General features: G+C 44.9%; 9 protein-coding genes. 8 read left to right on the top strand and 1 reads right to left on the bottom strand.

From position 1 onward, the window contains the following. Positions 1–799 precede the first annotated feature (799 nt). From H5185_RS09695 to H5185_RS09680, 4 genes are all read left to right on the top strand, one after another. Positions 800–2,563 carry a YdiU family protein gene (locus tag H5185_RS09695; RefSeq protein ID WP_124015016.1) on the top strand — a complete coding sequence of 588 codons (1,764 nt, stop codon included), beginning with the start codon at positions 800–802 and terminating at the stop codon, positions 2,561–2,563. A 788-nt stretch (positions 2,564–3,351) separates the two neighbouring features. Further along, on the top strand, positions 3,352–4,098 hold the full coding sequence (locus tag H5185_RS09690) for a (Fe-S)-binding protein (RefSeq protein ID WP_124015015.1): 747 nt from the start codon (positions 3,352–3,354) through the stop codon (positions 4,096–4,098). A gap of 8 nt (positions 4,099–4,106) precedes the next feature. Continuing rightward, entirely contained in the window at positions 4,107–5,495 is a 1,389-nt protein-coding gene (locus tag H5185_RS09685) for a lactate utilization protein B (protein WP_124015014.1), read from the top strand. A gap of 1 nt (position 5,496) precedes the next feature. Beyond that, the gene (locus H5185_RS09680) at positions 5,497–6,060 is read left to right on the top strand and encodes an LUD domain-containing protein (protein WP_124015013.1); all 564 of its coding nucleotides are present in this window, start codon (positions 5,497–5,499) and stop codon (positions 6,058–6,060) included. Positions 6,061–6,289: 229 nt separating this feature from the next. Here the strand turns inward: H5185_RS09680 and H5185_RS09675 are convergent, their stop codons facing one another. Continuing rightward, positions 6,290–7,189, bottom strand: coding sequence for a LysR family transcriptional regulator (locus tag H5185_RS09675; RefSeq protein WP_124015012.1), 900 nt, complete (start codon positions 7,187–7,189; stop codon positions 6,290–6,292). A gap of 302 nt (positions 7,190–7,491) precedes the next feature. Between H5185_RS09675 and H5185_RS09670 the strand changes: the two genes are divergently transcribed. The 4 genes from H5185_RS09670 (at position 7,492) to acnD (ending at position 13,024) form a co-directional block, all read left to right on the top strand. Beyond that, positions 7,492–8,136 carry a GntR family transcriptional regulator gene (locus H5185_RS09670; RefSeq protein ID WP_371698450.1) on the top strand — a complete coding sequence of 215 codons (645 nt, stop codon included), beginning with the start codon at positions 7,492–7,494 and terminating at the stop codon, positions 8,134–8,136. A gap of 55 nt (positions 8,137–8,191) precedes the next feature. Further along, the gene (gene prpB, locus H5185_RS09665) at positions 8,192–9,070 is read left to right on the top strand and encodes a methylisocitrate lyase (protein ID WP_124015010.1); all 879 of its coding nucleotides are present in this window, start codon (positions 8,192–8,194) and stop codon (positions 9,068–9,070) included. Between the two features lie 105 nt (positions 9,071–9,175). After that, positions 9,176–10,300: a 2-methylcitrate synthase gene (gene prpC / locus H5185_RS09660; protein ID WP_124015009.1), complete on the top strand. Its 1,125-nt coding sequence runs from the start codon at positions 9,176–9,178 to the stop codon at positions 10,298–10,300. 129 nt (positions 10,301–10,429) lie between these two features. Next, positions 10,430–13,024: a Fe/S-dependent 2-methylisocitrate dehydratase AcnD gene (gene acnD / locus H5185_RS09655; protein WP_182741983.1), complete on the top strand. Its 2,595-nt coding sequence runs from the start codon at positions 10,430–10,432 to the stop codon at positions 13,022–13,024. Positions 13,025–13,075: the final 51 nt, after the last annotated feature.

Raw genomic sequence — 13,075 nt, 5'->3', positions numbered from 1 at the left:
TTGGTCTGGTGTGGGCGAAGCACCACGACGTTTGTGGCCACAGGCCATATTACAAAATCATTTTAGGGCAAAGATGAGTTAGATTTTTGGCTTTTAAAGTACACATTCAACTCTGAATTTGAGGCCGTTGAAGACTCTTTATAACAGAATGCGTGAGCCTGACAGGACATCAGGCTAGTTTTCGCTGTACAGGTCGTTCTTTGCCTTCCATGCCACCACGACATTCGTGAATCCTTTCACATCAGATTCCCATCGCAAGCGTTAGCATTTTACTCTTTATGACAAGATGGGCCTAAGAAGGTTACAAATCAAAGTTAAAAGCCAAACTTATTTCCGTCGCAATTTTTTCGCAGCTGTTGTTTTTTTAGATAGCTAAAATGTTGCCGGAACGGCAGGGGCCCATTCTTTTATAAACAGCAAAGAGCGGATTGCTGTTGATCCCCTTTTGGTCGGTGCAGGGTGGAACCTTGCGATCTTAATTCAAACGAAGTTTGATAACTTGGTATGGGCGAAGCGCCCGACGTTAGTGGCCGCAGGCCATAAGTCAGAATAGATACCCATGACAAGCTATCGATTTTACAGATTCAGCAAGCTAAGCTTTCCATTATTATAAGCAGAAGTTACCATGGATGCGGGTTGTTTCCGTTTCTCTCAGGCTCTTTCAAATTACCCTGCGCAGGCATTCGACATTAAAGGATGAAATGATTCGACTCCAGACATCGAACACATTGAACAATCATCGATACGACATATCACGCAGCGGGGAATAGCCCTTCTACTTAATCAATAAGGTATCCCTATGACTAAGCAACTGTCCCAGCATACATCCGCAACTGTCGAGACAGTTGACGATCTTGCTAAGTTGGCCAATTACTCTTTGATGGACACGCTTAATAGTGATCCTAACGCAACAACAAATGGCGACGACCATAGAGCACGACAAGTGTTTTCGGGGCACTATGTCCCTGTTAAGCCGACGCCTATTGAAAACCCTGAGTACGTAGCACACAGCCAACGCTTTTTTAGTGAGTTGGGTTTTGCAGACAGCATGGCGCAGTCTGCCGATTTTATTAGCTTGTTCTCTGGCGATATTTCGCAGGTTCCAGAGCCGATGAGCAAGGTCGGTTGGGCGTGTGGCTATGCACTGTCAATCTTCGGCACCGAATACATCCAGCAATGTCCGTTCAGAACGGGCAATGGCTACGGCGATGGTCGTGCGGTTTCGGTGCTTGAGGCTTTCATCAAAGGCAAACGTTGGGAAATGCAGCTTAAAGGGGGAGGCCGCACGCCATATTGTCGCGGCGCTGATGGTCGTGCTGTGTTGCGATCCAGTGTGCGGGAGTTCCTCGCACAGGAACACATGCACGCGCTTGGTGTGCCAACGTCACGTTCGCTAAGTTTGTATGTGTCTAAAACTGAAACAGTCCAGCGACCGTGGTATTCCGAGGGCTCTAACTCACAAGATCCTGACCAAATGATCACCGAGGCTGTGGCTATCTCAACTCGTGTGGCACCCTCGTTCATTCGGGTCGGCCAGCTTGAGCTATTTGGTCGCCGCGCTCGCAAGCAAGAACACCCACAAGCGATGGCAGAGCTTGAACAACTGATGCTGCATTTAGTTGATCGAGAATACGCTGATGTTATCGACCCGCAACTCACCAATGCCGAAAAGGTATTGGTGCTGGCGGGCGAGTTCCGAAGTCGGCTAACTTCACTGGTGTCGAACTGGATCCGTGTCGGCTACTGTCAGGGCAACTTCAACAGCGATAACTGTGCCGCAGGTGGCTTTACACTGGATTATGGTCCATTCGGATTTTGTGATGTGTTTAACCCGCAATATCAGCCTTGGACAGGTGGCGGACAGCACTTTGCATTTCTGAATCAAGGTGTCGCAGCGGAACGCAATTTCTTGATGTTTTGCACAGCATTAAGCCCATTACTGGCGTCTGAGCCAGATTATGTCGACCAGCTGCAACAGCTGGTCAATGGTTTTTCGGCCGAGATGCAAGCAAAAATGGAGCAGATGTGGGCCGCCAAACTTGGGCTTGGCACTTTTAACGCGGCGCTATTTGATGAACTTGAAACGCTCATGCTGCAAACCCCTGTGGATTACACTCTGTTTTTCCGCGAGCTTTCGGCGTTACCGGATGATATTGGCTCACTGAAAAAAAGTTTCTACCGAGACTTAGCACAAGCCCCCGCAGGACTTGAGCAGCGCTGGTCAGCTTGGTTGACACAATGGCAATTTCTGCTCGACAGTACTGTGGTCGACAGCTCTGAGGTTGGCAGTACAGGTGACACAAATACGCAGGCGCGCAGTCGTGATGAGATTTCTGCACAGATGAAGGCTGTTAACCCTAAATATACCTTGCGCGAGTGGTTGCTAGTGCCTGCTTATCAGCAAGCCAGCGTCGGTAATTATGCACTGGTTAGAGAATTGCAGGCTGTTATGACCCAGCCTTACGCAGAGCAGTCCCAGCAAGTTGAGGACAAATACTATCGAACCAAGGCATCTGAATTCTTTGGTGTTGGTGGGTGCTCGCATTTGAGCTGTTCATCGTGATTTTTTAGGCTATTGTCACCGCCTGTCTAAATGATTCTATTTACATAGGCTGGCTGGCAATGATTTGAGCAGTAACAGGGTTTGTTGTTGGTCCCATTTTCGGTCGTGCTCGGCAGTTGGCTATTTCTGTCTGGCAAAATCAAGCGTCACTAGGTTAGTGGCCACAGGTTATAAAAAAAAGGGCCTCTATCAATAGAGGCCCTACAATCTTAATAAGATTAAAAGTGATACCTTTACCCAGTATTTATCCCCATTCCCATAGCAAATAAACACTGAGTAAAGTTACATATGCATTGTGTAGACATTTGATTGAAACCTCAAAGTATGCAATCAAACAATGCTAACGTGTTGTATCAAAAGTGGATTAACGTCATGAGTTAATGGATCATTCTTAACAGGGGATCTCATTGACGTCATTCAGTAAATTCAGTGTGCTTAATCGCTGCGATTGTGGCAATCAATAAAGTCCAAACTGCGACACATTGTCGCAGGCATTGTCTATTAATCCTCCTATGCATAGGTATTAGCCTGGTGTATGCAATGAAATGTAAGATATTTATCATCACGATTTAATCCTTCAGTATCGAAACAATGCCTCTGAGAATCATCAAAATAATCTTGCTATCAAAAATGGAAAAGTCTGCGGCGATATTTACTAAATAAGCACTACATATTGTAAGGATATTGGCATACATTGGTTGCACGATTATGAGTCGTTAGTCATGACATTGAATCAATAAGTGTTGATTGAGTGCCATGTTTAATAACGCTTTGGGGATACATCGCTTATGAAAATAGCATTATTTATACCTTGTTTAGTCAACCAAATGATGCCAGAAGTGGCTATCGCAACCCTGACATTATTAGAAAAATTGGGTCATGAGGTTTTTTTCCCTGCAGGACAAACCTGTTGTGGACAGCCAATGACAAACTCAGGTTGTTTTGACGAAGCTAAAAATACTACCCTTAAATTACTCAATGCCTTCAAAGGGGTTGAGTGCGACGCCATTGTTTGTCCTGCAGCCAGTTGCTTAGTCGCTGCGAAAGAAAACTTCCATGAGTTTGATGGCAGCAAAGAAGCTCAAGATGTGATTAATAAGCTTTATGAGTTGACCGAATTTCTACATGACGTTGCTCCGATTAAATCCTTTAAACGCCCTGTGGCAGCTAAAATAAGTCTGCAAATGAGCTGTCATGGTATTCGCATGCTTAATTTAGCTACGCCCACGGAAGAAATGGGCAAACAACGCTTTAACAAAGTAGAAGCGGTACTGGGCAACATTGCCGGGCTTGAAATTGTCTACCCAGCACGTATTGATGAGTGTTGCGGCTTTGGTGGTACGTTTGCGGTTGATGAAGGTGCTGTGTCAGCCAAAATGGGCAAAGATAAAGCTCAAGCGCACGCTGCAACCGGTGCTAAATATGCAGTAGGGTTTGATCCCTCATGTTTATTGCATTTAGATGGCATGATCCGCCGCCAACAATTACCGATAGAAACCCGTCACATTGCCCAAATCATTAATGACGCACTTTAGGAGCCACTATGTCCGAACTATATACCGCATCGGGTTCTAAGGTGCATGCCCATAAAGCTGATATTTTTTGTCGCGATGAAACTCGAGTTGATTGGCATTCTAAAGCCCTGTGGGCATTACGTGAAAAACGTGATCGTGCCGCGGGCAGTTTACCTGAATGGGAGCAACTAAGGCTGCTAGGCTCACAGCTTAAACTGCACACCTTGAGCCATTTAGCGCAGTACCTTGAACAATTTGAACAACAATGCATTAGTAATGGTATTAAAGTGCATTGGGCTAAAGATGCCCAGCAACATAATGAAATTGTCCACGGTATTTTAGCTCAACATCAGGTTAAGAAGCTGGTTAAGTCTAAGTCGATGTTAACTGAAGAATGCCATATGAATCCGTATCTAGAACGTCACGGCATTGAAGTGGTTGATACCGATTTAGGTGAACGGATTATACAGCTAGCGCATATGCCACCATCGCATATTGTGGTGCCGGCCATTCACATGAAAAAAGAAGAAGTGGGTGAGTTATTTCACCAACAATTAGGCACTAAGGCTGGTGAGTCGGATCCCTTATATTTAACCCGTGCTGCTCGTGCGCATTTGAGAGAGAAATTCCTCAGTGCCGATGCGGCCATGACGGGGGTGAATATGGCAATTGCCGATCAAGGCGCTATTGTGGTGTGCACCAACGAAGGTAACGCTGATATGGGCGCTAACTTACCTAAGCTGCAATTGCACTCAATGGGCATTGATAAAGTACTGCCTGATATGGATTCTGCAGGGGTGTTATTGCGCACCTTAGCCCGAAATGCCACCGGGCAACCAATCACCACTTATTCTTCATTTTATCGCGGTCCGCAAGATGGCGGCGAGATGCATGTGATTATTGTTGATAATGGCCGTACTGAGATGATGAAGGATAAAATTTTAGCCGAATCGCTAAAGTGTATCCGTTGTGGCGGCTGTTTAAATACTTGTCCGGTATATCGCCGTTCAGGTGGGTATAGCTATAACTATACGATTCCTGGTCCTATTGGCATTGCTGTGGGGGCTAAGCATGATGATACCAACTCTATCCCTTGGGCATGTACTTTGTGCGGTAGTTGTACCTATGTGTGTCCAACAATGGTGCCATTAGATAAGATTATTGCTCATCATCGTCGTTTAAAAGCCGAGGCTAAGACCTTGCCTTACGGAAAAGGTGGCTATATGCCGTTAGTGGGGCGCTTTATGGCCAGTGAAACCTTAATGAATACCTCTATGTCGGCAGCAAGGTTAGCCTTACGGGTGTTACCGGGGAGTTTACTTAAGCCATTTAGTGGTGCATGGGGTAAGTATCGCGAATTACCAGTGGCACCAGAATCAAGCTTTGCTAGCTGGTATAACAAGAATCGGAGACGTTAATATGTCGAGTAAACAAACCATTTTATCAGCATTATCAGAGTCGGCATTGGATAATCATGCCATGCCTGAGATCGATGTTGTGGCAAATAATGATGATCTTGTCGGCCAGTTTAATGCCAGTTTACAGTCTGTTGCAGCTACGCTTCACACTGACGGCGGTTTAGCCTCGCTCCAGCAAGCTGTAGATGATCTGATAAAGCAAAATATGCAGGTGATATCATTAATTGAGGGTATTAAAGGTAATCGTTCAGTGCCAACAACTGCGCATCTTTTAGCGGATATTGATTATGCTGTGATTCCAGGCGATCTCGGTGTGGCCGAAAACGGTGCGATTTGGGTTAATCAACCGAGTCATAGAGTGACGCCGTTTATTTGCGAAAACCTGATCTTGGCATTATCCAAAGACAATATTGTCGCCAATATGCATCAAGCCGTTAAACAGGTATCGCTGCAACAAGGTGATTTAGGATTATTTATATCGGGTCCGTCTAAAACGGCTGATATTGAGCAAGCATTAGTGGTGGGCGCTCATGGTGCCTGTAGCTTAAATGTGTATTTGTATTAATTTATATGAGCCAAGAGTCGTGAGTAATGTTTAACTCATGACTCATTAACACTAGCTTGCCGTGATGCCATTGACTAAGTCAGTGACATCACTGTAACTGTTTGTCAGATTGAATCGATATCATCAAGCCATTGCAACAGCAAAAACCGCAACTCAAATCAGTAAAAATAGCCATCCACTGCCTTATAAAAGCGTTCAATCATTCCAAGTAGTTAAACCCAAGTACAGCTTAAAAATAGTCGAAAATACTCGCGGCTCGCTGCTGCAGAAACTCAATAAACAATTTTACCTTTAATGGCTGTTGTCGGCGTTGATGATACAAGATGCTGATACGGCGATGCTCGCCGGCCCATTGTGGTAATACTGTGATCAGCTCACCGTGTAAAAGCTGTTGTTTAACGAATAACTCAGGTCCGTATAAAATCCCGCCATCACCGACGGCTGCCCGCACTGCGCCGTGTAAATCACCTAAAGTTAACTTTGCTGGTCCATCGTAATAATATTGCTCACCGTCGCAATGTTTTAAGCTCCAGTTAAACAATGGCCATACTTTAATTAATTGGTAATCAACCAGCTGCTGCGGATGCTGTAGTTCAATCAGTTGCTTGGCATAAGTTGGCGATGCGTAGAGTCCGTAGTTCAACACCCCTAATGATGTTGACACCCAAGATGAGTCTGGTTGCGCACCACCTACTATCGCGACGTCGACACCTTCATCGATTAAATCAATGGTGCTGTTATTTTGGGTGATATGCAGTTGAATGTGCGGATGTTGTTTTGAAAAGTCATTAATCGCTTCAATTAAGATCATCGAGGTAATAGAGACGGGTGTTGATATCCGCAAAGTGCTTTGGGGTTCATTGAGGGCTTGGCCACAAATCGTATCGAACTGTGCCACCACATGATGATAACGGTCGAATAACGCTCCGCCTTCTTCTGTTAATCGCAGCTTACGTGTGCTGCGCATAATTAACTGAGTATTGAGGCTCTGTTCTAGTTTACTGATTTTGCGACTAACGGTGGCAATAGGTAACTGTAATTCTTGCGCAGCAGACGAAAACCCTCCGGCATTGACCACGTGAACAAATAGATGGATCAATTCAAGATGACAGGCTAAATGTTGGCTCATTAAGAAACCCTTATTTTATTATTCGACTTATCCATTGTTTGCTCAACACTGAGTAAAACGGACAGTTGGGTGAGCATCTGGGCATCATATTGATATCAGTAATGCCATTTTGGCTAATATTAGCATGGGCTGACTTAAGGCATTACCGACTGATTGCATAAATTAGTGATAGGTAACACTTTAGGAGGGGATTTTATTTATTGTCGACAAAAAGTCTATTTTGGGGTTGTTATACGCCTTAAAGGTGCTATATTGTCGACAACTTGTTTTGAGTTATCCCATTTTATATTCAAGGTATGAGCATGATCCAGCCGATTACTTCAGCAGATAAGACCTTTATAGCCCTAAGAGACGATATCGTCGAAGGTCGTATTGCAGCGGGTTCTAAGTTGAGTGAAACTGAATTGTCGACAAAGTATGCCGTCAGCCGTGCGGTGATCCGTGAAGCCATTAACCGCTTAGAGTCGTGCCATATTGTTGAGCGTAAAGCGAACGTCGGTGCCAGAGTCGTAGCCTTGTCACCTCAGGGACTTATCGAATTATACCAAGTGCGTGAATCACTTGAAGGAATGGCAGCACGGTTAGCGGCAAAGAACATGACCGACGATGAAATAGCCGATTTAAACCAGTTATTGCAATCTCACTTTGACGAGGTCAAAGGTGGCGAGTCTTATTATCAAGAAGCTGGCGATGTTGATTTTCATTACCGCATCATCTTAGGCAGTAAAAATAAACACCTAATTTCAATGCTATTTGATGGCATTTATCACTTGGTGCGCATGTATCGAGTGCAACTTGGCATGGCGGGTCCGCGTGTAACGACTGCTTATGATGAACACAAACATATTGTTCAGGCCATTTTAAATCGTGACGCAGAATTAGCCGAAATGCTGATGCGCCGCCATATTTTGTATTCTAAAAATAGTATCGAACATAAATTATCGTAACGACTATTCTGTAGCGTTTCGCGTTTACAGTATTAATTGCAGAGAGGGAAATATCATGAGTGCAGGTAAAAAATTTCGTCAAGCATTAGCCAATAACAAACCACTGCAAATAGTGGGTGCCATTAATGCTTATTCAGCAATGATGGCTAAGCAAATTGGCCATCAAGCCATTTACTTATCCGGTGGTGGCGTGGCTAACGCCTCTTATGGTTTACCAGATTTAGGCATGACATCATTAAATGATGTGTTGGTTGATGTGCAACGTATTACATCTGCTTGTGATTTACCTTTGCTGGTGGACATTGATACTGGTTGGGGCGGGGCATTTAATATTGCCAAAACTATTCGTGATATGGAAAAAGCGGGCGCAGCCGCTGTGCACATGGAAGACCAAGTAGCGCAAAAGCGTTGTGGCCATCGTCCTAATAAAGAAATTGTCCCAGTAGAAGAAATGGTTGACCGCATTAAAGCGGCTGTTGATGCCCGCACAGATCCTGACTTTTTCATTATGGCGCGCACAGACTCATTTGCTCAAGAAGGCCTTGAAGCAGCAATTGAACGTGCTAAAGCCTATGTTGCAGCGGGTGCCGACGGTATTTTTGCTGAGGCAATTAAAACCGAAGAGCATTATCGTGCTTTTGCAGCAGCACTTGATGTGCCTATTTTGGCTAACATTACCGAGTTTGGCCAAACTGAACTGTGGAATAAGCAGCAATTAGGCGAGTGGGGCGCATCTATGGTGTTGTACCCATTGAGCGCATTCCGTGCGATGAATAAAGCAGCCGAAAATGTCTACAACGCTATTTTAGTTGATGGCGACCAAAAAGCGGTGGTTGATACCATGCAAACGCGAATGGATTTGTATGACTATTTAGGCTACCACGATTATGAACAAAAATTAGACAGCCTATTTGCCGAAGGCAAAAACAAATAGCCAGCCACTCTTAGAGTGTGGACTGCTTTTATAATCAAAATAAAAATACCCTACAATCGCGATTAAGTACTGCTCAATCGCGACAAGCATAATAAGGAAGAGATCATGGTTGACAAGAAATTATCAGGCGCAGGATTACGCGGTCAGAGTGCAGGCGAAACTAAATTATGTACTGTGGGTAAATCAGGTTCAGGTCTGACTTATTGCGGTTACGATGTATCAGATTTAGCCGATAATGCGACCTTTGAAGAAGTCGCGTATTTGTTATTTAATGGTGAATTGCCGACTCAAGCACAATTAAGTGCTTATAAAGCCGAGTTGAAAGCGCAGCGTGATTTACCCGCTGCCCTTAAAGCCGTATTAAAACTGATCCCTGCTGATGCACATCCGATGGACGTGATGCGTACAGGTTGCTCGTTTTTAGGTAACCTTGAACCAGAAGTTGATTTTACTCAGCAACATAAGGCCTCGAACCGCTTGCTTGCCGCGTTCCCAGCTATCATGTGTTATTGGTACCGTTACAGCCATGACGGTGTTGAAATTGATTGCACTACAGATGAAGACTCTCTTGGTGGCCATTTCCTTAAGTTACTTCGTGGTGAAACGCCGTCAGAGCAACATCGCCGTGTAATGGATGTGTCGTTGATTCTTTATGCAGAGCATGAGTTTAATGCATCTACCTTTACTGCGCGCGTATGTGCATCAACCTTATCAGATATGTATTCGTGTGTGACTGGCGCGATTGGTTCATTACGCGGTCCGCTGCACGGTGGTGCGAACGAAGCCGCGATGGAGATGATCCAAAAATTTAGCTCGCCTGCCGATGCTAAAGTGCAAATGGCCTTGATGCTTGAACGCAAAGAAAAAATCATGGGCTTTGGTCATGCTATTTATAGCGTGTCAGATCCACGTAATGTGATCATTAAAGCATGGTCTGAAAAATTGGCTCATGAAAACGGTGATACATCTTTATATGACATTTCTGTCGCCTGTGAAGAGTTTATGTGGGACACCAAAAAGCTATTTTGTAATGCCGATTTCTTCCATGCCTCTGCTTATCATTTTATGGGTATTCCAACTAAGTTATTTACGCCAATCTTTGTTTGTTCACGTTTAACAGGTTGGGCGGCACACGTAATGGAACAGCGTTCGAACAATCGCATTATTCGTCCAAGTGCTGATTATGTTGGTAGTGAGCCACGTAAAGTGGTTGCTATCAGCCAACGTTAATCTGATTAGCCGAGTATCAATATGATGGCTCGGCTTTTTTCAATTAACGCATATCAAATGCGGTGATGTCTTAACTTAGCTGATATCAACAACCGCTCACCGATCACCAAATTTACTGTGGGTCTTACTATGAATACTGATTATCGTAAACCTTTACCCGGCACAACTTTAGACTACTTTGATACCGAAGAAGCCGTTGATGCCATTGAGGCGGGCGCTTATGCCAAACTGCCTTATTGTTCTCGCGTGTTTGCCGAGAACTTAGTGCGTCGCTGTGCGCCAGAGACGTTGACTGATTCGTTAAAACAGCTGATTGAGCGTAAAAATGACCTCGACTTTCCGTGGTATCCCGCTCGCGTGGTGTGTCACGATATTTTAGGGCAAACCGCTTTAGTTGATTTAGCCGGTTTACGTGATGCCATTGCAGAAAAAGGCGGTGACCCATCAAAGGTTAACCCTGTTGTACCGACTCAATTGATTGTCGATCATTCGTTAGCGGTAGAACATGCCGGCTTTGATAAAGACGCGTTTGAGAAAAACCGCTCAATTGAAGACCGTCGTAATGAAGACCGTTTTCATTTTATCAACTGGACTAAAACGGCGTTTAAAAATGTTGATGTTATCCAACCGGGTAACGGCATCATGCATCAAATTAACTTAGAACGTATGTCGCCAGTGGTGCATGCTCAAAATGGTGTGGCGTTCCCTGATACCCTAGTCGGCACCGATAGCCATACACCTCATGTAGATGCGTTAGGTGTTATAGCCATTGGCGTAGGTGGTTTAGAAGCGGAAAGCGTGATGCTCGGCCGCGCATCTTACATGCGTTTACCGGAAATTGTTGGTGTTGAAATTACCGGTAAACCACAACCAGGCATTACTGCTACCGATATTGTATTAGCTTTAACCGAATACTTACGGGCGCAAAAAGTCGTGTCATCGTATCTTGAGTTTTATGGTGAAGGTACCACCCATTTAACCTTGGGCGATCGCGCCACCATTACCAACATGACACCTGAATACGGCGCCACCGCGGCGATGTTTTATATCGATAAGCAAACCATTGATTATTTGACATTAACCGGTCGTGAAGACGCACAAGTTAAATTAGTCGAAACCTACGCCAAACAAGCCGGTTTATGGGCCGACACCTTAACGAATGCTGTGTATGAGCGTGTTCTGCACTTTGATTTGTCATCGGTTGGGCGTAACATTGCCGGTCCTTCAAATCCGCATTCTCGGGTTCCAACCTCTGAGCTTGCTGCTCGCGGCATTAGCGGCGTAGTTGAAAATGAGCCAGGAAAAATGCCCGATGGTGCCGTGATTATTGCCGCCATTACTAGCTGTACTAACACCAGTAACCCTCGCAACATGATTGCCGCGGGGTTATTAGCACGAAATGCCAATGCACGTGGTTTATTACGTAAACCTTGGGTGAAATCATCGCTTGCGCCTGGCTCTAAAGCGGTGCAGTTATATTTAGAAGAAGCGGGCTTGTTACCTGAGCTGGAAAACTTAGGCTTTGGCATTGTCGGCTTTGCCTGTACCACTTGTAACGGCATGAGTGGCGCACTCGATCCGGTTATTCAACAAGAAGTGATTGATCGTGATTTATACGCAACGGCTGTGTTATCGGGTAATCGCAATTTCGATGGACGTATTCACCCATACGCTAAACAAGCATTTTTAGCCGCACCGCCATTAGTGATAGCTTACGCGATTGCCGGTACCATTCGTTTTGATATTGAAAAAGATATCTTAGGTATCGATAACCAAGGTCAAGCGGTTACATTAAAAGACATTTGGCCTACCGACGAAGAAATCGATGCGGTTGTTAAAGCTAGCGTTAAACCCGAACAGTTCCGTAAAGTGTACGAACCGATGTTCGACATCAAAGTAGAATATGGCAGTCACGTTAATCCACAATATGATTGGCGTCCACAAAGCACTTATATTCGTCGTCCACCTTATTGGGATGGAGCCTTAGCGGGTGAGCGTTCGATGAAAGGTATGCGCGCATTAGCGGTATTGGGCGACAACATCACTACAGATCATTTATCGCCATCAAACGCAATTATGCTCGACAGTGCCGCAGGCGCCTATTTACATAAAATGGGTTTACCGGAAGAAGACTTTAACTCTTATGCCACTCACAGAGGCGATCACTTAACCGCCCAGCGTGCGACATTTGCCAATCCAAAACTGTTTAACGAAATGGTGCAGGAAAACGGCAAAGTGAAACAAGGATCGCTGGCGCGTTTAGAGCCAGAAGGCCAAGTCACTCGCATGTGGGAAGCCATTGAAACCTATATGGAGCGTAAACAGCAACTGATTATCATTGCTGGTGCTGATTATGGTCAAGGCTCATCTCGTGACTGGGCAGCAAAAGGCGTGCGCCTTGCGGGTGTTGAAGTGATTGTTGCTGAAGGTTTTGAGCGTATTCACCGTACCAACTTAGTCGGTATGGGCGTGTTACCGCTTGAATTCACAGCAGGTCATAACCGTCATACTTATCAGATTGATGGCACAGAAACCTATGATGTGGTTGGCGAGCGTAAGCCGGGTGCTATGTTAGATGTGATCATGACGCGTAAAAACGGTGAGCAAGTGACGATTGCGGTGAAGTGTCGTGTCGACACGGCTGAAGAACTGTCGATTTATGAAGCTGGCGGTGTATTACAACGTTTTGCGCAAGACTTTTTAGCCAATGAAGTGGCTAACTAGCCTCATATTCGTCTAGCTTAATCGGTAGTTTATAACGCATAAGCTACCGAT

Origin of the sequence: Shewanella sp. SG44-6, from assembly GCF_014164185.1 — a bacterium.
Classification (GTDB): Bacteria; Pseudomonadota; Gammaproteobacteria; order Enterobacterales; family Shewanellaceae; genus Shewanella; species Shewanella vesiculosa.
Note: the sequence above shows the minus strand (reverse complement) of the source record. Positions and strands in the feature narration are given on the sequence as shown.